We start from the raw sequence: 21,865 nt of genomic DNA, 5'->3' as shown, positions 1-21,865 counted from the left end.
ATCAGGTTGATAGGTCTGAGGTGGAAGCGTGGTGACACGTGGAGCTGACAGATACTAATAGATCGAGGACTTAACCTATATTCTAATGTGAAAAATGAACGTTGTTATCTAGTTTTGAGAGAACATTCTCTCCATCAGGTTTGGTGGCGATAGCGAAGAGGTCACACCCGTTCCCATACCGAACACGGAAGTTAAGCTCTTCAGCGCCGATGGTAGTTGGGGGTTTCCCCCTGTGAGAGTAGGACGCCGCCAAGCTTGTCATTTTATATCGTCGCGGGGTGGAGCAGTTCGGTAGCTCGTCGGGCTCATAACCCGAAGGTCGCAGGTTCAAATCCTGCCCCCGCAACCAAATTATTTTACCTCTTAAATAGGGAGTACTCATTGAGTACAGCCAAAATGGTCCGGTAGTTCAGTTGGTTAGAATGCCTGCCTGTCACGCAGGAGGTCGCGGGTTCGAGTCCCGTCCGGACCGCCATTTTTATGACTTGTAAACGAAAACGTATAGTTTCGTTTTTTTTTATGTCTTTTTCTTTCAATAAGTATCCTAGATGCAATGAAACTCCTTGTGTTTGGCTACACTAAATGTGATAAGAAAAGATCATGACTTCAACAAACAACGCCTGGTTTTTTTATACCAGGCTTTCTTTATATCATTTTTAGTTGGAACCGAGGCTCATATTCGCTACACTAATACTAACTGTGTCTGACATCATGTTTGCTCAATCAGTTGATTGTATGAAGGGGCTGTCTTTTATGGATGAATTTGATCTTATTCGCCGAATTACACCAAAAGAAACGCATCAGCGTTCTTTGGTCATGGGCATCGGTGATGATGCTAGTGTTTATCAACCTCATTCACATTGTGAAGAGGTCGTTTGTGTTGATACAATGGTAGAGCATGTCCATTTTCGATTTGATTTTTCCACACCCTTTGAGGTTGGATTTAAAGCGTTGGCAGTGAATATCAGTGATATTGCAGCCATGGGAGGAACCCCTAAGTATTATCTTGTATCAATCGCGATCCCGCCTCATGGGGATGAAGCAATTGTCGCAGCTTTTTACGAGGGAATGAAAGCATTGGCTGACACATATCATATGGATTTAATCGGTGGAGATACAGTAGCCACCCGCAGTGACTTTGTCATCACAGTAACGGTCATTGGTGAGATTCCAAAGGGATCAGCCTGTTACCGTCATAGTGCTCAGACAGGAGACGTTGTCTTTGTCACAGGTGAACTAGGTTCATCAGCTGCTGGGCTATCCCTTTTAATGAATAAAGTAAATACTGCACATTCGATTGACACTGCTTTTTTTCTAGAGCGACACAAAATGCCGCAGCCGCATATTGCTGCTGGCCTTATTTGTTCAAGCTTCCCCCGGGTGACCTTGAATGATGTAAGTGACGGATTAGCGAGTGAGTTAAACGAAATAGCGGAAGCCAGTCGTGTGACGATTGAAATTGAAGCTGATCAGCTCCCAAAACATCCACATCTACCGTTGTTACATAAAGAATGGCTTGAATGGGTCTTGTTCGGTGGAGAGGATTTTGTCTTAACTGGTACGATTCCTGAAACGGATTGGAAGCGATTTGAGACGCAATGTAAAAAAGAACACATTCAGGTCACGCGTATTGGACAAGTCAAAGATGATCGAGCGTCCAGCGTTATTTTAAAAGACCATGATCAACAAACAATTTTAATGAAAAAAGGATATAATCATTTTAAGAAATGAGGTGACTCCACCATGAAGTTAACGTGGACAACAAAAGGTGCGGATGAGACGAAACGAATTGCTGCTGCCTTGGCTACACTTGTGATGCCCGGCGATGTCTTAACATTAGAAGGAGACTTAGGCGCAGGTAAAACGACTTTTTCAAAAGGTTTTGCAGAAGGCTTAGGTATTACCCGTATCGTCAACAGCCCTACTTTTACAATTATTAAAGAATATACGGATGGCAGACTGCCACTTTATCATATGGATGTGTATCGTATGGAAGATGCGGAAGAAGATATTGGACTGGGCGAATATTTTGAGGGGGAAGGTGTATGTTTGGTTGAATGGGCACATCTCATTGAACCTCAATTGCCTTCATCGTATTTAAAAATTGAAATGCTGAGAACAGAACGTGAAGAAGAACGTCATCTTACGTTTTATGCAAAAGGGGAGCGCTATGAGGCCCTTTGTAAGGAGATGAAAGACATTGACCATACTGGCAATTGATACGTCAAACCATACACTCGGAATAGCTCTTGTCCGTGATGACACTGTGGTTGGGGAAAGTATTACGTACTTAAAGAAGAATCATTCAGTACGTGCAATGCCGACAGTTGAAGCACTGATGAAAGAATGCGGCGTAGCACCGAACGAATTAAGCAAAATTGTTGTAGCCAAAGGACCCGGCTCTTACACTGGCGTTAGAATCGGTGTGACCATTGCAAAAACACTTGCTTGGACGCTGTCTATTCCGATAGCTGCTGTTTCAAGTTTAGAAACGCTGGCGGCAAATGCTCGATATTTTGATGGAATGATTTCTCCTATATTTGATGCAAGAAGAGGACAAGTTTATACAGGGTTATATACATTTGAAGGTGGAAAGATAAAAGAAGTGAAACCAGATCAAAATATCCTGCTCACTGATTGGCTTCAAGAGCTGAAAAAGGAAGGGAACCCTGTTTTATTTCTTGGACATGATGTGCATCTTCATCAAGAGAATATACTCTCCATACTTGGAGAAACCGCCGTTTTAGCAGACGAGGCATTTCACAACCCAAGACCTTCAGTGCTCGCATTTTTGGGGGCAGACCGCCCTGCTGAAGATGTCCATCAGCTTGTTCCTAATTATATTCGTTTGGCAGAAGCGGAAGTGAAATGGCTTGAAGGACAAAAATAATCTCAACACAGTAGAGATGCGAAGAATGACAGTAGAGGACATCCCAGAGGTATATACGATTGAAGTGCATTCATTTACAGCGCCTTGGAAAAAAGAGTCGTTTGTCTATGAAATTCTCCATAACCAATACAGCCATTATTTCCTCATTGAAGAAGATGGTCAGCCTGTTGGGTATTGCGGCGTTTGGATTGTCATGGATGATGCACAAATTACGAATATTGCGATTCTCCCTGAGCACCGGGGAAAAGGATACGGGGAAGCGCTGCTTCGATATGTCATGGAATTTTGCAAAGAAAAAAAGACAGATCATCTTTCACTAGAAGTGCGGGTATCAAATACGCCAGCACAATCCCTTTATGAAAAGCTAGGTTTTAAACCAGCTTCTATTCGAAAGAATTATTATACGGATAACGGGGAAGATGCATTAGTCATGTGGGTGAAGATAAATGAGTGAAAAAAAAGATCGATTCATATTAGGTATAGAAACAAGCTGTGACGAAACAGCTGCGTCCATTGTGAAAAATGGGAAAGAGATCGTAGCGAATGTTGTCGCCTCACAAATAGAAAGCCATAAACGATTTGGCGGCGTGGTACCAGAAATCGCTTCAAGGCATCATGTGGAACAAATGACGATCGTATTAGAAGAAGTCATGACGCAGGCCAATATGACCTTTCAGGATTTAGATGCCATTGCTGTGACAGAAGGTCCAGGCTTAGTTGGTGCACTTTTGATAGGTGTCAATGCAGCCAAAGCACTGAGTTTCGCACATCAAATTCCGCTTGTAGGTGTTCATCATATTGCTGGACACATTTATGCGAACCAGCTCGTTGGTGAACTGGTGTTTCCTTGTTTAGCTCTAGTCGTCTCTGGTGGGCATACTGAGCTTGTTTTGATGAAAGAGCATGGGTCTTTTGAGGTTATTGGTGAAACGTTGGATGATGCGGCTGGAGAAGCGTATGACAAAGTAGCTCGGACAATGGGTCTGCCATATCCAGGGGGACCTCACATTGATCGATTGGCACATGAAGGGGAGCCAACGATTAAGCTTCCTCGAGCATGGCTTGAAGAAGGGTCCTATCATTTTAGCTTCAGCGGTTTAAAATCAGCGGTCATCAACACACTACACAATGCGTCTCAAAAGGGTGAAACCATTGCGCCAGAGGATTTGGCTGCAAGTTTCCAAGAAAGTGTGATTGAGGTGCTGGTTGGAAAGACATTAAAAGCGGCTGAAGCGTATGGTGTGAAACAAGTCGTTCTAGCTGGCGGGGTTGCTGCCAATAAAGGTCTTAGAGAAGCCCTTACTTCAGCATTTGCGAAGCTACCTGAAGTGAATGTCATGATTCCGCCATTGTCTCTTTGTACAGACAATGCAGCCATGATTGCTGCTGCGGGAACCATTGCATTTGAAAAGGGAATAAGAGGCGACATGGCAATGAACGGTCAACCTGGACTGCCGCTTGTCTCCTATGAATAAGAACTCCTGTTGATACAGGAGTTTCAGCGTGTAGACAAACCCTCGCATTCTTTGTCAGTCCTGCGTGCTGGTGCTCACGAATATCAAATTCGCTCCGCGCCAGTAATCGTCTTTCCTAGACTTCAAGGGCTTTCTATCACGCTGAAAAGAAGACAAAGGGCTAAAATCAAGTTCATTTTAGCCCTTTGTCAACAATTTGGAACTCCGGTGGATATACAGGAGTTTTTTCTATTGAAATGAAAGCGATTTATTCACATGTAAACGTTATATATCCACAATTGTTAGAAAATTCGTTTTAAAATGAAGAGAATGTGTATAAATGTGATCTTTTATGTGGATATGTGATTAAAATACTGTGGATAAAGTGGATAACTTTAAAATATTTAAGAATAATCAAGATGTTATTGTGGGTATCATTGTGGATAAAGATTCTCACCTTAAAAAAAGAGCACCCGTTAGGGCACTCTTTATGCATCTGATAGATCTTCCCATTCCGCAAAAAGTGATTCCATCTCTTGATTGAGCGCATCATTTTCTGTTTGAATGGCTTGTACTTTCTCGTGATCTTGGAAAATAGCAGGATCACATAGAAGCTCTTCGTTTTCACCGAGCTTGTCTTCGATGACAGCGATACGCTCTTCAATTTCTTCAATTCGGCGCTGCTTTTGTCTTTCTTTCTTTTTGAGTTCTTTCTCTTCTGCATAGGAAAGTTTTGCTGTTTCGACTGGTTTTTCTGCTTGTTTTTTATGCGACTCCTGAGTTTGGAGTGCTTCAAGCTCTAATTGTTCGTTTTTCTTTTCAAGATAATAGTCGTAGTCACCGAGGTATTCTTTTGTTTCATTTGGTGACAACTCGAGAACTTTTGTTGCCAGGCGATTGATAAAGTAACGGTCATGTGAAACAAACAAGATGGTGCCTGGATAATCTATTAGTGCATTCTCTAATATTTCCTTACTGTCCAAATCAAGATGGTTCGTCGGCTCATCGAGAATGAGGAAATTGGCTTTTTGGAGCATCAGCTTTGCCAGTGCAAGTCGTGCTTTTTCTCCACCACTTAAAGCATGTACAGGCTTTAAGACGTCATCACCTGAAAAAAGGAAGTTTCCTAAACAAGTCCGAATGTCTTTTTCAGTCATATGGGGATAATCATCCCAAAGTTCATTTAACACTTTCTTGGAGGATGTCAGCTTGGCTTGTTCCTGATCATAGTAGCCAATCGTCACATGAGAACCAAAGCTGATCTCGCCTTTTACTGGTTTTAACGTATCCGTTAAGGTTTTTAAAAGAGTTGATTTCCCGATACCGTTAGGACCGATGAGTGCCACGCTATCTTCACGTTTAATATGAAAAGAGAGGGAGGAGAGGAGCGGCGTTTTTTTATCGTAACTAATATCGAGATCATGCACCTTCAGCACGTCATTTCCGCTTTGCCTCATAATATCGAAATGGAAGTTGGCGGATTTTTCATCTCCTAACGGCTTATCTAAACGATCCATCCGTTCCAACTGTTTCCGCCTACTTTGAGCACGCTTTGTGGTGGAGGCTCTTGCTAAGTTGCGATCCACGAAATCTTGAAGCTTCGAAATTTCTTCTTGCTGTTTTTCATACAGCTTCATATCACGCTCTAGCTGCTCAGCTTTTTGGTCAAGATACTTACTATAGTTCCCTGCGAACTTTTTCATCGCTGTTCTTGACACTTCATATACATGGTTGACTACTTTGTCTAAGAAGTATCGGTCATGGGAAACGATAAGAATGGCTCCTGTATAATTTTGCAAATACTGCTCAAGCCATGATAAGGTATCAATATCTAGATGGTTGGTTGGCTCATCCAAAATCAAGAGTTCTGGTTTCATTAATAATAGCTTTCCAAGCGCTAGACGTGTTTTCTGACCGCCGCTTAAGGATTGGACGGTTGTATGGTCTTCAAAATGACTAAAGCCGAGTCCGTGTAAAATGGAGCGGACATCCGCTTCATATTGGTAGCCGCCTTGATCTTTAAATGCTTGCTGCAGTCTGTCATAGGTTTTCATTAGAGAATCTAATTCTGTTCCTGTGGAAGAAGCCATTTTCTCTTCTATGGTTCTCATCTCTTTTTCCATTTCTTTTAAATGATCGAAAACCGATAGTAGTTCGTCTTTTAGCGTACGTGTAGACGTCACATCTGTATGCTGTGCGAGATATCCAATGGATAGGTCTTTCGGTTTGATGATCTCACCTTGTTCGTAAGACATTTGACCGGCAATGATTTTTAAAAGCGTGGATTTTCCTGCACCGTTACGACCGACAATGGCAATACGATCCCTCGCTTTGACTTCCAATTTTATATTCGTTAAAACGGTATCAGCGCCAAACGATTTGGACAGCTGATTCACTTGTAGAATCATCATGTAACTTCACCTCTGCTATAATATGTTAAGTGTAGCTTATCAGCAGTAAACCGGCAAATCTTACATACGGCTGCCATGTTCAAATGAAAGACAGATAGGAAAAAATAGTGTATGATTTGAGTGAGGGAGCGTTGAAAGATGAGTCAATTTAGCCACTTTAACGAACAAGGAAGAGCAAAGATGGTCGACATTAGTGACAAATCGTCTACAGTGAGAACTGCCGTTGCTGTTTCAAGCGTTCGTATGATAAAAGAAGTATTTCATCAAATACAAAAGCATGACATTGGAAAAGGGGATGTACTATCTGTCGCACAGGTAGCTGGCATTATGGCAGCAAAGCAAACGTCCAGCATCATTCCAATGTGTCATCCGCTTGCATTAAAAGGTGTCGATATCTCCTTTGATTGGGAGGAAGACGGAAATGCGTACATTCTGAACATACAAGTACAGGTGAAAACAAAAGGAAGTACGGGTGTGGAGATGGAAGCGCTCACTTCTGCCTCAGTATGTGCACTGACCGTTTATGACATGTGCAAAGCAATAGACAAAGGGATGATCATCGGCCCGACCTATCTAGTAGAAAAAACAGGCGGGGAAAACGGTGATTTTCACAGAGCATCTGATATTTAAGTTGGAGGATCTTATATGAATATAGACCAGTCAAAAATTCCACAAGCGACAGCCAAACGTTTGCCGCTTTACTACCGTTTTTTAAAAAATCTGCATGCATCAGGAAAACAAAGGGTGTCATCGGCAGAGCTTAGTGATGCAGTCAAAGTGGATTCTGCCACGATTCGCCGAGATTTTTCTTACTTTGGTGCACTTGGGAAGAAAGGGTATGGCTATAATGTCGATTACCTCTTGACCTTCTTTAGAAAGACCCTTGACCAAGATGAAATGACGAATGTCATGCTCATCGGTGTCGGGAATTTAGGGACTGCTTTTTTACACTATAATTTCATTAAAAATAATAATACAAAAATTTCAATGGCTTTTGACGTCAATGAGAGTAAAATAGGAAGTGAGATAGGCGGCGTGCCTGTCTATGATTTGGATAAGCTTGAAGAGCATGTGCAAGAGGTAGGAGATATTCCTGTTGCGATTTTGACAGTGCCTGCCGTAGCAGCTCAATCCATTACAGATCGTTTGATTGCCCTTGGCATCAAAGGAATCCTTAACTTTACGCCGGCTCGATTGAATGTGCCGGAACACATTCGAATTCATCATATAGATTTGGCGGTTGAACTTCAGTCTCTTGTGTATTTCTTAAAGCATTACTCTGTTACACAGGAGGACTGACGAAAAGGGGTAAAGGGGGTGGAGCAAATGGGTCCGATTGGTCCTGGAAGTTTGGTTCTGATTGCGATTGTTGCGCTCATTATTTTTGGGCCGAAAAAGCTTCCTCAATTAGGAAGAGCAGCAGGAGATACATTACGTGAATTTAAAAATGCCACAAAAGGTTTAGCTGATGATCAGGAAGAAAATAAGAAAAAAGAAGATCAGTAGAATAGGATGAGCTTCATGAATGTCAAAGATATGCCGCTTATGGAGCACATTGTGGAACTGCGAAAACGTTTAGTGATCATTGCGATGTTTTTTGTTGCCTTTATGGTGGCAGGTTTTTTTCTCGCTAAGCCGGTCATTGTGTATTTACAAAATACCGATGAAGCGGCCACACTGACATTGAACGCATTTAAGCTCACAGATCCACTGTACGTGTTTATGCAGTTCGCTTTTGTCATTGCTCTTGTTTTGACGTGTCCCGTAATTTTATATCAGCTTTGGGCGTTTGTGAGTCCTGGCTTATATGAAAAAGAAAGAAAGGTGACACTTGCTTATATTCCGATTGCACTGCTTTTATTTTTGAGCGGTGTGGCTTTCTCTTATTTTATTTTGTTTCCATTTGTCGTCGATTTTATGATACGGATGTCAAATGATTTACATGTGGAGCAAGTGATTGGGATTCATGAGTATTTTACATTTCTGATGCAGTTAACACTTCCATTTGGCTTTTTGTTTCAGATGCCTGTCGTGTTGATGTTTCTCACAAGACTTGGCATCATCACACCGATGTTTTTATCAAAAATCCGGAAGTATGCCTATTTTGTCCTCCTTGTCATTGCCGCACTGATTACACCGCCAGAGATCGTTTCTCACCTCATGGTTACCTTGCCAATGCTCGTTTTGTATGAAGTGAGTATTGTCATTTCAAGAGTGACCTATCGCAAAATGCAGCAAACAGAGACAGAGGAGAAAGAAAATGATGTTGTCTCATAAAAAAGCATCGTGATCCAAATAGGGGTCACGATGCTTTTTCTATTGTGAAAGAAATTGATTGATTGCTTGAAAGAGATGCTCATAATAGGCAGGTTCATGCGGGACAAAATCATGTACATGGACCTCTCTCTTTTCCTCACGTCGCTTGCCGTCTGCATCCACTTCAAAGCCCTCGATGTTCATTTTTTCGCATTCTCTATTTAAAAGCTGCTGTGCATCCATCAGCCTTGCTCTATAAAGTCCAGCAACTTCTTCTTTCTGTAGATGGACATCCATGTGCTCTTTTTGATCCATATAAAGATACACATGGCAAAACTCACGATCGGTAAACGAAGGCAGATGGATTTCATCTTTAATGACACCAGCAAAGGTAAGGTTCTCAAACGAGATGGAGAGACCAAGCTCTTCTTCGACTTCTCTGATGCCATCAGGAGGCTGTTCATCTGCGAGAAGGTGGCCTGCTGCTGTGATATCAAATAGAGAAGGGAAATCCTTTTTGGTGGGACTCCTCAGCTGAAAATAGAGAAACACTGTGTCATCTTCCTTTTTTAAAAGCCAGAAATGAAAGGTCTCATGCCAAAGGCCCTCAGCATGGATATCAGATCGAGCGGCTGTACCAATCGTTTCATGCTGATTGTTCATGATGTTCAGTTTTTCGTGTTCCATGAAAACATGACCTCCATAAAAAAACCATTTTCCAAACGGCGGAAAATGGTTTTTTGTTTATTTTTGCTGCTGTTTTTTCATTTTGACAGAAAAAGCAAACATTTTTAACGCGATATTAATATTATAGGCCGCAAACACCATCAGCAAAATGCTGTAAAATGACCACATGTCACCTGGATTTTGAATGGCCATATAGGTGAACGCCACACCTACGGCAAAATAAATAATGCCCCATACGACAGGGTTTCTCATGAGAAAAAGCCTCCAATAATCATTTGCATTGTTTGAGATTGTTCTTCAATCATTTTTCTTACTGGCTCAATCTGCACAAGAATGACGAGCGAGTTCATCAGCATGTGTGCGCCGATTGGCACAATGATTCGTTTTGTTTTCGCATATAAAAAGGCAAAGGTAAAGCCCATTGCGGTATAGAGCAAGATATGTGGGAAATCATTGTGTACAGCAGCAAAAACCACTGAACTGACAAGTGCGCCAATGAAAAAATTCGTTTTTTCATAAACCACACCAAAAATGATTTTTCGGAAAATGATTTCTTCTAATATCGGTCCAATCAGAGCGATGACGATGACAAGCCATGGAACTGCATCCATAATGGCTAAAATGTTTTGAGTATTTTCGGATTCTCGGCTAATGCCAAATGCATATTGTTCAATCGCCCCCGCAATGGATTGTGCAAAGAGGGAAAGAAAGAAACCGCCAATGATCCAAGCGATTGCCGCGCCGACTGATGCCGGTGCTTCATTTCGAAGTGATGTTTTTGGCACAGTCCGAAGGATGAGCAGAATAATGATTAATCCGACACAGAAGCTAATGATTGTCCAGGTTCCTGACAATTCAGAGAGCTCTGCTTGTGTCATCGGTGTCTGAATGTATCCTAACCATTTCATAATGAACACATAAGGAATCGCAGAAACCTGCACCAATATATACGTTAAGATGATGTACCAATATTGTTTTTTCAAGTAACGAAAACCCCTTTACTAAAAGAACTAGATTTATTGTAACACAAGTCTTCTTTTTCGTTGAAAAGGAAAGAATCGGTGATAAAAAAAGATCATGAAAGCGTAAAAATTTTTAAAGGTTTTTACTTGAAATTACAGAAGACATTCTTTATTATAATAAATGTGTTAGCACTCGCTAGTGATGAGTGCTAAAAAAACTACATATAAAAATTGAGGAGGTTGTTTCTTATGTTAAAGCCATTAGGCGATCGCGTAATCATTGAACTCGTTGAATCTGAGGAAAAAACCGCTAGCGGTATTGTCTTACCGGATTCTGCAAAAGAAAAACCGCAAGAGGGTAAAATTGTTGCAGCAGGTTCAGGTCGTGTACTTGAAAGTGGTGAGCGCGTTGCGTTAGAAGTAAACACAGGCGACCGCATTATCTTCTCAAAATATGCAGGTACTGAAGTGAAATATGAAGGAAAAGAATATTTAATCCTTCGTGAAAGCGACATTTTAGCTGTTATTGGTTAATCACATAAACAAAGATTGAGATATATTTCTAAAAAGACTGAGGAGGTTTCGTTATTATGGCAAAAGATATTAAGTTCAGTGAAGAAGCACGTCGTGCGATGTTACGTGGTGTAGATGCACTTGCAGATGCTGTAAAAGTAACTTTAGGACCTAAAGGACGTAACGTGGTTCTTGAGAAAAAATTCGGTTCTCCACTTATCACAAATGATGGTGTAACGATTGCAAAAGAAATCGAATTAGAAGATGCATTTGAAAACATGGGTGCAAAACTTGTGGCTGAAGTTGCAAGCAAAACAAACGATGTAGCTGGTGACGGTACTACTACTGCAACGGTTCTAGCTCAAGCGATGATCCGTGAAGGTCTTAAAAACGTAACAGCTGGTGCAAACCCTGTTGGCGTTCGTAAAGGAATCGAAGAAGCAGTGAAAGTAGCACTTGAAGGCTTGCATGAGATTTCTAAACCAATCGAAGGTAAAGAATCAATTGCTCAAGTTGCGTCTATTTCTGCAGCAGATGAAGAAGTCGGCAGCCTAATTGCTGAAGCGATGGAGCGTGTAGGAAACGACGGCGTCATCACAATTGAAGAATCTAAAGGTTTCACAACTGAGCTTGAAGTGGTTGAAGGAATGCAGTTTGACCGTGGATACGCTTCACCATACATGGTTACTGATTCTGATAAGATGGAAGCGGTTCTTGAAAATCCTTACATCTTAATCACTGATAAAAAGATCACAAACATTCAAGAAATCCTTCCTGTACTTGAGCAAGTCGTACAACAAGGAAAACCATTATTGATCATTGCTGAAGATGTAGAAGGCGAAGCACTTGCAACACTTGTTGTGAACAAACTTCGTGGAACATTCAACGCAGTGGCTGTAAAAGCACCTGGATTCGGTGATCGTCGTAAAGCAATGCTTGAAGACATCTCTGTTCTAACAGGCGGGGAATTAATCACAGAAGACCTAGGACTTGACCTGAAATCAACTGAAATTGGTCAGCTTGGCCGTGCGTCTAAAGTGGTTGTCACAAAAGAAAACACAACGATCGTAGAAGGATCAGGAGATTCTGCTCAAATCGCAGCACGCGTGAACCAAATTCGTGCGCAAGTAGAAGAAACAACTTCTGAATTCGATAAAGAAAAATTACAAGAACGTCTTGCAAAACTAGCTGGCGGCGTTGCTGTCATCAAAGTTGGTGCTGCAACTGAAACAGAACTAAAAGAACGTAAACTACGCATTGAGGATGCACTGAACTCAACTCGTGCAGCAGTTGAAGAAGGTATCGTATCCGGTGGTGGTACAGCACTTGTGAATGTATACAATAAAGTTGCTTCCATCGAAGCTGATGGTGACGTTCAAACAGGTGTGAACATCGTTCTACGTTCTCTTGAAGAGCCAATTCGTCAAATCGCTCACAACGCAGGTCTTGAAGGATCAGTCATCGTTGAGCGCTTGAAAAACGAAGAAATTGGCGTAGGCTTTAACGCAGCAACAAACGAATGGGTAAACATGATCGAAAAAGGAATCGTTGACCCAACAAAAGTAACTCGCTCTGCACTTCAAAACGCAGCTTCTGTAGCAGCTATGCTTCTTACAACTGAAGCAGTCGTAGCTGACAAACCAGAAGAAGGCGGCTCAGGCGGCGGAATGCCGGATATGGGCGGCATGGGCGGTATGGGCGGCATGATGTAATCTGCCTACCTAAAACCCAGTAATGTTGGGGTTGATAGAGCCTTATATACAAAGAAAATGACCTAAGGGTAACAAAAGGGTAACATTTTCTTGAATTAGGGTCTAAAATTAGAGGTTTTCCATAAGTTCTTTGAACTTTTGGGAGGCCTCTTTTTTCATTTCTTTGGTTACATGTAAGTAAATATTTTTGGTAGTATCTTCATCTTTATGACCTAAACGTTCCATAATTTGAGGCAGATCTACTCCCGCTTGTGCTAGCAGTGAAGTATGGGTATGGCGTAAAGAGTGCGGGGTAAGCTTGGTGTTTAAACCTGCTAACTTTAATAGACGCCTCATTCTGTTTTCTATTTTTTTAATATAAAGTGGATAACCAGGTGTTTCATCATCCATATGCGTAAAAATAAAGTCTTTATTATGGTATATATCGCGGTGCCTCATTATCACTTTCTTTTGAAATGATTTATGAAGCTCTAATGCATTGATTACAGTCTCATCTACATCAATTACACGAACGGACGTTGATGTTTTAGGTGTTAACAGTTTATAGTCTTTTTTATTATTTGTGGGGTTATAGTACGTTTTAGTAATGCTAATGGTTTGTTCTGATATGTCAACATCGCGCCATTTTAGTGCACACAGTTCTCCTGCTCGTAGTCCAGTATAAGCAAGCAATAAAAAGATGGGGTAATCTTGATCTAGTCCCATATCTTTTGTTATAGAGAGAAATTGCTGTAATTCATTTTTCTCTAAATATTTTGGGAGAATGTTTTGCTCTTCCAACTCTTCAATTGTTAATTGTTGTTTTGGTACATACGTAAATTCTGTTGGGTCTTTCTTAATGACTTCCAATTCAACCGCTTTTTTAAAGATCATTCTTCCAGTTCGATGCGCCCCATCAATTGTATTTTGAGCATACTCCCGCTTTTTTAAGTCATTTAAAGCGTTTTGGTATTGTCTTCTTGAAATATCTTTTAATTTTAGTTTGGCGAAATAATCCAATAGTCGTTTAATTTCATGTTTACGCACACGAATGGTACTTTCCTTTACTTTCCCTGTTCCTTCATAAATTGACAGCCATTCGTAAGCAAAATCTTCAAATAATACGCCTTTTTCCTCTACAAAAGTTCCTTGGTTTAATTCATTTAAAAGGGTAGCGGCTGCTACTTCCGCCTCTTTTTTAGTTTTAAACCCGCTCTTTTTCTTTTGTTTTCTTTTCCCCGTCTTAGGGTCAATTCCAATATCGACAATGTAAGCCCAACTAGCTCCGCATTTGCATCTTTTTCCCTTACATATACAACGTGGTCTATAAAAATGTCCTTTCATAATCATTCTCCTCTTTTAGCAATAGTTGTTATTATTGATATTTTTTGAGCCATTTTTCTTTATCTGCTGACTCAATCCACTCTTGTACTTCTTCAAGTGATCTCTTTTTTTGTTGTGCTATTTGTTCGATTGTTTTTTCGCCTGAAAAATAGTCTTTTCTGGCATTTCTTATCCATTGGTTATAAGCCGTTTTACACAAACTATCTTTACCAGCCTCATCAGGTGGGCAAAAACGACTTTTATCAGTCCTAGGAACAAATTTACTATTACACTTAATACATCTTTTCAGTTCCCATTCTTTAGTAACCAAATCCAACAATTGATGGTAAATAACACCAATTATTGAGCGACTGGTATGAATTTTAATCATTTCATTGTTTTTTCCGATTTTCCCTGATTCACTTATAACACCTTCTATTTCTTTATTAATTTTTAATATTATCCACATTTTCGATAGCTGAAATATATCTTTATCATTTGGCTTTAAATAAGGTGCAATTTCTTTCAAGTTTGTTTTGAAAATTGAAGCATGTTCTTGCAAACGATCTTCATTTTTGGAAACGATGGCATCATAGATATCCAAAATCCGTTTAACTTCCTTTGCATGTTGAATAAATTCATCTAAAGGCTGTTTTTGGCAATCTAATAATCGTAACCCGTAATAAAAGGGTGTAGTCTCAATGGCTTTAAACGTTCCGTATTTGTTACAAAACTTTAATATTGATTTATGGGAAGTAAGGTCAACACGATCTACTTTCTCGAATAAATACTCAACTTCAAACGGGTTATAATTTGGTGTTTTATCCTTCATTTCTTCATCTCCCCATTCGAGATTTGATACAATCACTCCATTTTCAATGGTATAGGGATTATTTACTCTAACTTGAACATCGAAAATGTTTTCTTCCAACTGCATTGGGTACTCCTTTTCTTTTTTTAAATTGGCATCTTCTGTTACCTTTTGTCCCTTATACTTTTCCAACTACAGTCACTCCTTTATAACCTTCAATATATCCGATAAACATATTTATTAACGGATATATAAATTATATACTAATAACAACAACAAGATCAACAACAATCATCAAATAAACTAATGGGGGAATAAAAAGTGAAAAATCGTGAAATTAAAGAGGCTATCCAAAAAGCAGGATTAAAGCAGTGGGAAGTTGCGGAAAAGTATGGGTTGCATGAAGGAAATTTCTCAAGGTTATTACGGCGGGAGCTTCCAAAAGAAGAAAAACAAAAAATTTTAAAAGTGATTAATGACTTACAAAAGCGTAGTAAAAGTAATCTTGGAAGAGGAGTGAATTGAAAATGATGAAAGAAGATCTTCCTGATATTTTAACAGCACAACACATTGCTACTTATCTAGGGATTTCGAGGCGCAGGGTCTATGAATTACTTCAAATGACTGAAGAAGCGGGCGGTATTAAGTGCTTTCAAATAGGCTTGTCTAAGCGAGTTGAAAAAGAAGATTTTATTCAGTGGATTGAAGAAAGGAAGAAGTAATCGTGTGTAGGAAAAATATAAGAAATGATATTAAATACCTGAAAATGCAACACTTTTCCACACCTATAAAAAGAGGGAAATAAAACCTTAATAAAGGGGGGAATGAAATGGATAAATATGAAATATCACCCAATGGAAAAGCGGCTATAGCTTATGCAAGCAAATTAAATTGGTCCGTCTTTCCGCTTCATACACCAAATGGAAAACTTTGCTCCTGTCATAATCCTAACTGTCAAAGTGTTGGGAAACACCCTCGGACAAAAAACGGCTTAAAAGCAGCATCTACTAATCTCGAAGTAATACGTGAATGGTGGGAAAAGTGGCCTGAGGCCAATATAGCAATAGCCACAGGACAAGAAAGCGGTTTTGTAGTTTTAGATGTTGATCCTCGACATGGTGGAGAGGGTTCTTTAGATTTACTAAAAAATCAGTATGGATCACTTCCGAACACAATAGAGGCTATTACAGGGGGAGGAGGACGCCATATATTATTTAAAAATCCAGGCCAGGTCAAAAATAAAACTAACATATTACCTGGATTAGATGTTAGGGGAGAAGGAGGTTACATAGTAGTATCTCCCTCTCTACATGCTTGTGGGAAAAGATACGAAGGGAGAGCGGAACATGTCCGCTGCTTCCCTTGCCGGGTACTTGCTTAGACATGGGATATCCGCACCTGTAGCCTATGAATTAATGCTTTTATGGAATGAGAGAAATAACCCACCTGAATCTATTGAGGTTATAGAAACTACTTTCCACAGCATCTTAAATGCCGAATTGAAGCGGTTGAGGGGGGGGCAGGGAGTTTGAGTCTTAATACTGAATTGATGGCCGAATACGAGGTTGCAAAAGAGGAGAAAAAGAAGGAACGAAAGACCCTGAGTAATATAGAATGGAGTCCTCCCGTCCCATTTGATGAATATACACTTCCGGCCTTTCCAATAGAGGTATTTCCGGAATGGTTAAGGGAGTATGTGAAAGGGGTGGCGGAATCAACACAAACGCCAGTAGATGCACCTGGGATGGCGGCTATATCCGTTTTATCAACGGCATTAGCAAAAAAATTCTATGTTCGATTAACTGGGGAATGGAGTGAATCCTTGAACACTTACTCTATTTTAGCATTGCCCCCCGGTAATCGAAAAAGCTCTGTCTTTAAAGCATTACAAGAGCCAATTACAACCTTTGAAAAGGAAGAAAGAGAACGTTTGATTACGGAAGTATCGGAGCAAAGAGCAAAGCTGAAAGCTAAACAGAAACGATTGGAACAGCTTGAAAAGGAATATGCCAAAGATGGAGAACAAACCACTTTAGAAGAAATTATTGCATTAGCGAACGAAATTGAGAATGAAGAAATATTATCCTTGCCCCGCTTTATAACCGAGGACGTTACACCAGAAAAGCTGGCCGATTTAATGGCGGAGAATCAGGAGAAAATGGCATTGTTGTCAGCAGAGGGTGGTGGGATATTTAGCATTATGGCCGGTCGGTATGCCTCGGACGGAAAAGCAAACCTTGATATATTTTTAAAAGGTTTTAGCGGCGATTATTGTGCTGTTGATCGGATGGGCAGAGAGGCCAAAGTATTAGATGAACCTTCTTTAACCATTGGGCTTTTTCTCCAACCGCACGTTGTTCAAGATGTTCCTCCTAGTTTTCAAGAGCGGGGATTAATGCCAAGGTTTTTATACTCATTTCCACGCTCGTTGGTTGGATACCGTAAAATTACACCGCAGACAATCGAAGCGGACATAAAGAATCGTTACCTATTAAACATTAAAAAACTATTACGCATGGATACCCATGAAGGTGTGCAGCTTACCCTTAATAATAAGGCTAAAGCAGCAGAGGAGGGATTAAGGAGAGAAATAGAAGCTATGTTTTTAGATGGTGGCGAACTATCAGAAATGAAGGAATGGGGAAGTAAATTAGCAGGGCAAATTATCCGGGTGGCGGGATTACTCCATGTAGCCGAACATGTCCAAGTATTAACATTGGATACATCAAACATTGAGGGGATACCAAGGCAGATACACGAGGAAATATTCACCAAAGCATGTCAACTGACTAGTTATTTTATAGAGCATGCCAAGGCCGCTTATGGTTGTATGGGAGCCGACAAAGGCACACAAGACGCAAAGTATTTACTGGAAGTGATTAAGCGGCAAGAAAAGTCTACGATTGAATATAGGGAAATTCAGAATTTGACCCGAAAGAGATTTAAAAAAGCTACGCACTTAAAAGCGACATTATTGGAGTTGGAGGATCGGGGGTATATCTATCAAAAGAAAGATGGACGTAAATCACTTTTAGAAGTGAATCCATTCATTTTAGAGGATAAGAACCCCCACAATACCCACAATCCCCCGTAAAACCAACAGGAGAGGGGAAAACAACGTGAGCACTCGGAATATACACCAGTACACAAAACACACAATTCAAGCAGAGAGAAAAAACGTGGGTAATGTGTACCAACGTAAATCGGGTGAACCCACACAAGAAACGCAAGAGCCACAAGAGATTGCATCAAATATGGGTAATGTGGGCGAAAGTCCAAGGGAAGAAAATGAAAATGAAGATGATGAGGATTTGATTATCTAATGGAAGCATTCACGGTTATCCAATTAGCTGAACAAGCGGGCTGTGAATTAACGGCAGATGGTGAACATACCCTCATTAAATACGGCAAGCGTCTCCCGGATTCGCTTAAATCAAGTATTAAGGATCATAAGCAGGATATATTGGCCGTACTCTTGAAAGACGAGAAAGCAAAGGCTGCAGGTTTAATGATTGGTATTCCGGGAGTGCTGTACACGGTTACTATAAGTAATGTAAGTAGCGTCTACATTGAACGTGTAGATGGCAAGTGGGAAGAATGGAGGGAAACCCACTACCCGGGACAAAAACAACCTATCAGTACAAAGGTCATAGCCAACAGTTAAATGTCGCTAAATCGACTTTAATTGATTGGTCAAAGGAGTTTGAATACGAAGTAGCTAACTTAAAAGCCATAGAGTTGGAGTCTTTGCAGGAGCAATACTATATTTCCAAAAAAGCCCGAATTGAAATTATCGGGGATCAAACGAAAAAGCTTAAAGAGGAACTCATGCAACGTGACCTTAAGGACATCTCTACCGAAAAGCTATACGACATATTCCTTAAATACATGCAATGGCTGAAGCAAGAAGAAGTTGAACCCTTTTTTCAGAGACAGAAAGAGGATGATGTAGAAGATATTATAAATAACACACTGACAACAGTCGAACGATGGAAAGCGAACTAAAACCGGACTATAATCGACCAAAAAAACGGGGGCACATGATTTCTCATGTCCCCTAAAAAAAATTATTTAAATTGAACGGATTAATGTCATGGTAACCCCACACAAGTATAAAATCGTATCTTTATTTATTACCTTGCAGTATTGTGAGTTTTTCTCTATTTTTCGTTTGATAATGTGCTATAATGTAATTGTCTTTATTTTACATAGCTATAGGAGGACTTTGGATGGTTATAAGCTATGATAAGTTGTGGAAACTATTGATTGACAAGAAAATGAATAAAACGGAGTTGAAGGAGCAGGCTGGAATCACTTACAACATATTAGCTCGCCTAGGAAAATGCCAACCTGTAAATCTAGAAAGCTTATATAAAATTTGCAAGTGCCTCGATTGTAATATTGGAGACATTATGGAATTTGAAATAGAATAGGCGATTTTGCGAAAAATAGGGTGAAGGGGCTGAGCTAATGGGAAAGAGAAATTTATCGGAAGAAGATATCAAAGCTAGATATATTACACCAGCAATCACTAATGCGGGGTGGGACATAAATAAGCAAGTTCGACTTGAATATGCCTTCACGGCTGGTAGAATCATACTTCGTGGTAATGTAACTGCCAGAGGAAAAAAGAAAAGAGCGGACTATGTACTTTTTTACAAAAATAATTTTCCTTTAGCAGTCATAGAAGCCAAAGATAATAATCATCCGGTAGGAGCAGGTTTGCAACAAGCAATTGAATATGCCAAAGCATTAGACATTTCCTATGTTTACGCTTCTAATGGGGATGCCTTTGTGGAGCAGAACTTAATCACTGGTGAGGTTAGAGAGCTTAGACTTGAAGAATTTCCTTCACCAGAAGAATTATATAGAAGATACTTGAAAGATAAAAATATCAGTGAAGCTGAAGAAAAGGTAATCACAGAGCCTTATTATTATGTGCCCAATTATAAAACACCAAGATATTATCAAAGGGTCGCAATCAATCGAACTGTGGATGCCGTTGCCAAGGGACAAGACCGTGTGCTTCTAGTGAGTGCCACAGGTACCGGAAAGACCTATATGACATTTCAAATTATTTATAGGTTATGGAAATCTGGTTTAAAGAAAAGGATCCTTTTCTTAGCAGACCGTAATGTACTGGTTGACCAGACTATTTCGGGAGACTTCAAGCCTTTTAGCGGGAAGATGACAAAGGTGAAGAACAAAGAGCTTGATAGTTCTTATGAAATCTATCTTGCGTTGTATCAACAACTTGTGGGTGATGATGGTGAAGAAACTTTTCGTCAGTTCCAGCCAAATTTCTTTGATTTAATTGTGATAGATGAGTGCCACAGAGGGAGTGCAAAAGAGGAATCTGCTTGGAGAAAAGTTTTGGATTACTTCTCATCGGCCACTCATATCGGCTGTACAGCAACACCAATAGAAACAAAAGAAGCCTCAAGCCAGACTTACTTTGGTGAGCCGATCTATGAGTACTCTTTAAAACAAGGAATCAATGATGGCTTCTTGGCACCTTATAAAGTCATCAGAATTGGTCTTGATAAAGATTTAGAGGGTTATCGACCGGAAGCAGGAAAGGTTGATAAATATGGCTATGAAATTGAAGATCGAGAGTACAATGCAAAAGATTTTGACCGCTCTATTGTAATAGATGACAGAACACGAGTCGTGGCATCTAAAATCACAGAGTTCTTAAAGAAAACCGATCGCTTTAGTAAAACAATCGTATTCTGTGTGGATATAGAACACGCCGAACGAATGAGGCAAGCTCTTATCAACGAGAATAAAGACTTGTATGCGGAAAATGATAAATACATCATGCGTATTACCGGGGATAATGATGAAGGAAAAGCACAGCTAGAATACTTTATTGATGAAGAAAGTGATTATCCGGTTATCGCCGTAACCAGTAAGCTCATGACTACCGGTGTGGATGCGAAAATGTGTAAGTTGATTGTGTTAGAAAATAACATCAACAGCATGACCGAATTTAAGCAGATTATTGGCCGTGGGACAAGGCTTCTCGAAGAATACGGCAAGACCTACTTTACTATTATGGACTTCCGTAATTCTAGTCGCCTTTTTGCTGACCCTGCATTTGATGGGAAACCTGAAGTGGTGATAGACCTTGGTGGGGATGATCCAGTAGATGAACCAGAGCCACCGAGAGATGGGTGCGAAGAGGGTACTGGTGAAGATGCTGGTAATGATGGTGTTAGAGAAGATAATGGTGAGTATGGAACTGGAGACACACCACCATTTAATGATGACGGTGAAGATAAGCCTCGTAAATATTATGTAGGAGATGTGACCGTTCGGGTTCTTTCAGAGAGAGTTCAATATGTTGATAAGGATGGGAAGCTTATCACAGAAAGTCTGACTGACTACACAAGGAAAAATATTCTAGAGCAATATGCAAGACTGGATGATTTCTTGAGAACTTGGACAGAAGCAGAGAAAAAACAAGCTATCATTGATGAATTACAAGACAGTGGTGTATTGCTAGATGCGGTCAGAGAAGAATTGGGCAAAACGGAGCTAGATGATTTCGATCTCATCTGTCACTTGGCATATGACAAACCACCGCTCACGAAAAAAGAGAGAGCAGAGAATGTGAAGAAACGTCACTATCTGTACAAGTACTCTGATGTTGCTCAGCAAGTCATTGAAGCACTTCTTGATAAGTACGCTAATGATGGCATTAAAGAGATTGAAGATACAAAGGTACTTCAATTAAAGGAATTTGCCAAGATTGGTAGTCCAATGAAAATAGTCAAAGCCTTTGGTGGAAAGGAAGCTTATCTGAAGGCAGTAAAAGAACTAGAGAATGAAATTTATTACGCATAAGTAAAACAAACAACAGTA

At 40.2% G+C, this 21,865-nt stretch carries 27 protein-coding genes, 2 tRNA genes and 1 rRNA gene; 24 read left to right on the top strand and 6 right to left on the bottom strand.

All coding sequences use genetic code 11. From position 1 onward, the window contains the following. Positions 1-139 precede the first annotated feature (139 nt). The 8 genes from rrf (at position 140) to tsaD (ending at position 4,365) form a co-directional block, all read left to right on the top strand. Positions 140-255 (top strand): 5S ribosomal RNA (gene rrf / locus EBQ12_RS16435). 17 nt (positions 256-272) lie between these two features. Further along, positions 273-349, top strand: a tRNA-Met gene (locus tag EBQ12_RS16430). Between the two features lie 49 nt (positions 350-398). Next, positions 399-475: transfer RNA gene (locus tag EBQ12_RS16425), tRNA-Asp, on the top strand. 278 nt (positions 476-753) lie between these two features. Then, positions 754-1,731, top strand: a complete 978-nt coding sequence (thiL, locus tag EBQ12_RS16420) for a thiamine-phosphate kinase (protein ID WP_125590735.1) — start codon at positions 754-756, stop codon at positions 1,729-1,731. Positions 1,732-1,743: 12 nt separating this feature from the next. Then, on the top strand, positions 1,744-2,220 hold the full coding sequence (gene tsaE / locus EBQ12_RS16415) for a tRNA (adenosine(37)-N6)-threonylcarbamoyltransferase complex ATPase subunit type 1 TsaE (protein WP_007496038.1): 477 nt from the start codon (positions 1,744-1,746) through the stop codon (positions 2,218-2,220). After that, a complete protein-coding gene (gene tsaB, locus EBQ12_RS16410; protein ID WP_017366704.1) occupies positions 2,201-2,890 on the top strand; it encodes a tRNA (adenosine(37)-N6)-threonylcarbamoyltransferase complex dimerization subunit type 1 TsaB in 690 nt (229 codons plus the stop codon). The genes tsaE and tsaB overlap by 20 nt, the downstream gene beginning before the upstream one ends. Positions 2,891-2,915: 25 nt before the next feature. Beyond that, positions 2,916-3,344 (top strand): ribosomal protein S18-alanine N-acetyltransferase, encoded by a 429-nt coding sequence (rimI, locus tag EBQ12_RS16405; protein ID WP_008344382.1) that lies wholly within the window; start codon positions 2,916-2,918, stop codon positions 3,342-3,344. After that, on the top strand, positions 3,337-4,365 hold the full coding sequence (gene tsaD, locus EBQ12_RS16400) for a tRNA (adenosine(37)-N6)-threonylcarbamoyltransferase complex transferase subunit TsaD (RefSeq protein WP_017359857.1): 1,029 nt from the start codon (positions 3,337-3,339) through the stop codon (positions 4,363-4,365). Before rimI ends, tsaD begins: the two co-directional genes overlap by 8 nt. Positions 4,366-4,832: 467 nt before the next feature. Here the strand turns inward: tsaD and EBQ12_RS16390 are convergent, their stop codons facing one another. Then, a complete protein-coding gene (locus EBQ12_RS16390) occupies positions 4,833-6,755 on the bottom strand; it encodes an ABC-F family ATP-binding cassette domain-containing protein (protein ID WP_125590733.1) in 1,923 nt (640 codons plus the stop codon). A 138-nt stretch (positions 6,756-6,893) separates the two neighbouring features. Between EBQ12_RS16390 and moaC the strand changes: the two genes are divergently transcribed. The 4 genes from moaC to tatC are packed head-to-tail and all read left to right on the top strand — an operon-like array spanning position 6,894 to position 9,032. After that, a complete protein-coding gene (gene moaC / locus EBQ12_RS16385) occupies positions 6,894-7,385 on the top strand; it encodes a cyclic pyranopterin monophosphate synthase MoaC (protein ID WP_052321021.1) in 492 nt (163 codons plus the stop codon). 15 nt (positions 7,386-7,400) lie between these two features. After that, positions 7,401-8,054 carry a redox-sensing transcriptional repressor Rex gene (locus tag EBQ12_RS16380; protein WP_008355687.1) on the top strand — a complete coding sequence of 218 codons (654 nt, stop codon included), beginning with the start codon at positions 7,401-7,403 and terminating at the stop codon, positions 8,052-8,054. Positions 8,055-8,081: 27 nt separating this feature from the next. Continuing rightward, positions 8,082-8,261, top strand: a complete 180-nt coding sequence (locus tag EBQ12_RS16375; RefSeq protein WP_012009077.1) for a twin-arginine translocase TatA/TatE family subunit — start codon at positions 8,082-8,084, stop codon at positions 8,259-8,261. A 6-nt stretch (positions 8,262-8,267) separates the two neighbouring features. Then, positions 8,268-9,032, top strand: a complete 765-nt coding sequence (gene tatC, locus EBQ12_RS16370; protein WP_007496023.1) for a twin-arginine translocase subunit TatC — start codon at positions 8,268-8,270, stop codon at positions 9,030-9,032. A gap of 39 nt (positions 9,033-9,071) precedes the next feature. Here the strand turns inward: tatC and EBQ12_RS16365 are convergent, their stop codons facing one another. Genes EBQ12_RS16365 through EBQ12_RS16355 form a run of 3 tightly spaced genes read right to left on the bottom strand, consistent with a single transcriptional unit; the run spans position 9,072 to position 10,681 of the window. Next, positions 9,072-9,698 carry an NUDIX hydrolase gene (locus tag EBQ12_RS16365; protein WP_125590731.1) on the bottom strand — a complete coding sequence of 209 codons (627 nt, stop codon included), beginning with the start codon at positions 9,696-9,698 and terminating at the stop codon, positions 9,072-9,074. Positions 9,699-9,755: 57 nt separating this feature from the next. Further along, positions 9,756-9,950, bottom strand: a complete 195-nt coding sequence (locus EBQ12_RS16360; protein ID WP_017366710.1) for a YdiK family protein — start codon at positions 9,948-9,950, stop codon at positions 9,756-9,758. Beyond that, positions 9,947-10,681 (bottom strand): CPBP family intramembrane glutamic endopeptidase, encoded by a 735-nt coding sequence (locus EBQ12_RS16355; protein ID WP_125590729.1) that lies wholly within the window; start codon positions 10,679-10,681, stop codon positions 9,947-9,949. Before EBQ12_RS16355 ends, EBQ12_RS16360 begins: the two co-directional genes overlap by 4 nt. 228 nt (positions 10,682-10,909) lie before the next feature. Here EBQ12_RS16355 and groES point away from each other — a divergent pair, with 228 nt between their 5' ends. Together groES and groL are read left to right on the top strand one after the other, a co-directional pair. After that, the gene (gene groES / locus EBQ12_RS16350; protein ID WP_003214120.1) at positions 10,910-11,194 is read left to right on the top strand and encodes a co-chaperone GroES; all 285 of its coding nucleotides are present in this window, start codon (positions 10,910-10,912) and stop codon (positions 11,192-11,194) included. Between the two features lie 56 nt (positions 11,195-11,250). After that, on the top strand, positions 11,251-12,885 hold the full coding sequence (gene groL, locus EBQ12_RS16345) for a chaperonin GroEL (RefSeq protein ID WP_007496015.1): 1,635 nt from the start codon (positions 11,251-11,253) through the stop codon (positions 12,883-12,885). Positions 12,886-12,993: 108 nt separating this feature from the next. Here groL and EBQ12_RS16340 read toward each other — a convergent pair whose 3' ends face one another. Further along, the gene (locus EBQ12_RS16340) at positions 12,994-14,208 is read right to left on the bottom strand and encodes a tyrosine-type recombinase/integrase (RefSeq protein WP_125590727.1); all 1,215 of its coding nucleotides are present in this window, start codon (positions 14,206-14,208) and stop codon (positions 12,994-12,996) included. Positions 14,209-14,239: 31 nt separating this feature from the next. Beyond that, entirely contained in the window at positions 14,240-15,190 is a 951-nt protein-coding gene (locus EBQ12_RS16335; RefSeq protein ID WP_125590725.1) for a hypothetical protein, read from the bottom strand. A 129-nt stretch (positions 15,191-15,319) separates the two neighbouring features. Here EBQ12_RS16335 and EBQ12_RS16330 point away from each other — a divergent pair, with 129 nt between their 5' ends. The 10 genes from EBQ12_RS16330 (at position 15,320) to hsdR (ending at position 21,847) form a co-directional block, all read left to right on the top strand. Further along, positions 15,320-15,523, top strand: coding sequence for a hypothetical protein (locus EBQ12_RS16330; RefSeq protein ID WP_125590723.1), 204 nt, complete (start codon positions 15,320-15,322; stop codon positions 15,521-15,523). Positions 15,524-15,525: 2 nt separating this feature from the next. Further along, positions 15,526-15,720 carry a helix-turn-helix domain-containing protein gene (locus tag EBQ12_RS16325; RefSeq protein ID WP_125590721.1) on the top strand — a complete coding sequence of 65 codons (195 nt, stop codon included), beginning with the start codon at positions 15,526-15,528 and terminating at the stop codon, positions 15,718-15,720. Between the two features lie 107 nt (positions 15,721-15,827). Then, positions 15,828-16,379, top strand: coding sequence for a bifunctional DNA primase/polymerase (locus EBQ12_RS16320; RefSeq protein WP_125590719.1), 552 nt, complete (start codon positions 15,828-15,830; stop codon positions 16,377-16,379). Next, entirely contained in the window at positions 16,309-16,530 is a 222-nt protein-coding gene (locus tag EBQ12_RS19745; RefSeq protein ID WP_125590717.1) for a primase alpha helix C-terminal domain-containing protein, read from the top strand. Before EBQ12_RS16320 ends, EBQ12_RS19745 begins: the two co-directional genes overlap by 71 nt. Next, complete coding sequence (locus EBQ12_RS16310) at positions 16,527-18,092, top strand: YfjI family protein (protein ID WP_125590715.1); 1,566 nt, start codon at positions 16,527-16,529, stop codon at positions 18,090-18,092. The genes EBQ12_RS19745 and EBQ12_RS16310 overlap by 4 nt, the downstream gene beginning before the upstream one ends. 25 nt (positions 18,093-18,117) lie before the next feature. Further along, on the top strand, positions 18,118-18,321 hold the full coding sequence (locus tag EBQ12_RS16305) for a hypothetical protein (protein WP_125590713.1): 204 nt from the start codon (positions 18,118-18,120) through the stop codon (positions 18,319-18,321). Then, positions 18,321-18,662, top strand: coding sequence for a hypothetical protein (locus EBQ12_RS19410; RefSeq protein WP_164511662.1), 342 nt, complete (start codon positions 18,321-18,323; stop codon positions 18,660-18,662). Before EBQ12_RS16305 ends, EBQ12_RS19410 begins: the two co-directional genes overlap by 1 nt. Beyond that, the gene (locus tag EBQ12_RS16300; RefSeq protein WP_125590711.1) at positions 18,596-19,003 is read left to right on the top strand and encodes a hypothetical protein; all 408 of its coding nucleotides are present in this window, start codon (positions 18,596-18,598) and stop codon (positions 19,001-19,003) included. The genes EBQ12_RS19410 and EBQ12_RS16300 overlap by 67 nt, the downstream gene beginning before the upstream one ends. A gap of 224 nt (positions 19,004-19,227) precedes the next feature. Beyond that, positions 19,228-19,431 (top strand): helix-turn-helix domain-containing protein, encoded by a 204-nt coding sequence (locus EBQ12_RS16295; RefSeq protein ID WP_076371991.1) that lies wholly within the window; start codon positions 19,228-19,230, stop codon positions 19,429-19,431. A gap of 37 nt (positions 19,432-19,468) precedes the next feature. Next, positions 19,469-21,847, top strand: a complete 2,379-nt coding sequence (gene hsdR, locus EBQ12_RS16290; protein ID WP_125590709.1) for an EcoAI/FtnUII family type I restriction enzme subunit R — start codon at positions 19,469-19,471, stop codon at positions 21,845-21,847. Positions 21,848-21,865 lie beyond the last annotated feature (18 nt).

Source organism: Bacillus sp. 2B09 (genome assembly GCF_003946835.1).
GTDB classification, from domain to species: domain Bacteria; phylum Bacillota; class Bacilli; order Bacillales; family Bacillaceae; genus Bacillus; species Bacillus altitudinis.
Note: the sequence above shows the minus strand (reverse complement) of the source record. Positions and strands in the feature narration are given on the sequence as shown.

What these genes read in the sequence shown, in the direction of transcription:
- thiL (WP_125590735.1), top strand. Translation starts at nt 754, where the DNA reads ATGGATGAATTTGATCTTATTCGCCGAATTACACCAAAAGAAACGCAT.
- tsaE (WP_007496038.1), top strand. Translation starts at nt 1,744, where the DNA reads ATGAAGTTAACGTGGACAACAAAAGGTGCGGATGAGACGAAACGAATT.
- rimI (WP_008344382.1), top strand. Translation starts at nt 2,916, where the DNA reads ATGACAGTAGAGGACATCCCAGAGGTATATACGATTGAAGTGCATTCA.
- tsaD (WP_017359857.1), top strand. Translation starts at nt 3,337, where the DNA reads ATGAGTGAAAAAAAAGATCGATTCATATTAGGTATAGAAACAAGCTGT.
- EBQ12_RS16390 (WP_125590733.1), bottom strand. Translation starts at nt 6,755, where the DNA reads ATGATGATTCTACAAGTGAATCAGCTGTCCAAATCGTTTGGCGCTGAT.
- moaC (WP_052321021.1), top strand. Translation starts at nt 6,894, where the DNA reads ATGAGTCAATTTAGCCACTTTAACGAACAAGGAAGAGCAAAGATGGTC.
- EBQ12_RS16380 (WP_008355687.1), top strand. Translation starts at nt 7,401, where the DNA reads ATGAATATAGACCAGTCAAAAATTCCACAAGCGACAGCCAAACGTTTG.
- EBQ12_RS16375 (WP_012009077.1), top strand. Translation starts at nt 8,082, where the DNA reads ATGGGTCCGATTGGTCCTGGAAGTTTGGTTCTGATTGCGATTGTTGCG.
- tatC (WP_007496023.1), top strand. Translation starts at nt 8,268, where the DNA reads ATGAGCTTCATGAATGTCAAAGATATGCCGCTTATGGAGCACATTGTG.
- EBQ12_RS16365 (WP_125590731.1), bottom strand. Translation starts at nt 9,698, where the DNA reads ATGGAACACGAAAAACTGAACATCATGAACAATCAGCATGAAACGATT.
- EBQ12_RS16360 (WP_017366710.1), bottom strand. Translation starts at nt 9,950, where the DNA reads ATGAGAAACCCTGTCGTATGGGGCATTATTTATTTTGCCGTAGGTGTG.
- groES (WP_003214120.1), top strand. Translation starts at nt 10,910, where the DNA reads ATGTTAAAGCCATTAGGCGATCGCGTAATCATTGAACTCGTTGAATCT.
- groL (WP_007496015.1), top strand. Translation starts at nt 11,251, where the DNA reads ATGGCAAAAGATATTAAGTTCAGTGAAGAAGCACGTCGTGCGATGTTA.
- EBQ12_RS16340 (WP_125590727.1), bottom strand. Translation starts at nt 14,208, where the DNA reads ATGAAAGGACATTTTTATAGACCACGTTGTATATGTAAGGGAAAAAGA.
- EBQ12_RS16325 (WP_125590721.1), top strand. Translation starts at nt 15,526, where the DNA reads ATGATGAAAGAAGATCTTCCTGATATTTTAACAGCACAACACATTGCT.
- EBQ12_RS16320 (WP_125590719.1), top strand. Translation starts at nt 15,828, where the DNA reads ATGGATAAATATGAAATATCACCCAATGGAAAAGCGGCTATAGCTTAT.
- EBQ12_RS19745 (WP_125590717.1), top strand. Translation starts at nt 16,309, where the DNA reads ATGCTTGTGGGAAAAGATACGAAGGGAGAGCGGAACATGTCCGCTGCT.
- EBQ12_RS19410 (WP_164511662.1), top strand. Translation starts at nt 18,321, where the DNA reads ATGGAAGCATTCACGGTTATCCAATTAGCTGAACAAGCGGGCTGTGAA.
- EBQ12_RS16300 (WP_125590711.1), top strand. Translation starts at nt 18,596, where the DNA reads ATGGAGGGAAACCCACTACCCGGGACAAAAACAACCTATCAGTACAAA.
- EBQ12_RS16295 (WP_076371991.1), top strand. Translation starts at nt 19,228, where the DNA reads ATGGTTATAAGCTATGATAAGTTGTGGAAACTATTGATTGACAAGAAA.
- hsdR (WP_125590709.1), top strand. Translation starts at nt 19,469, where the DNA reads ATGGGAAAGAGAAATTTATCGGAAGAAGATATCAAAGCTAGATATATT.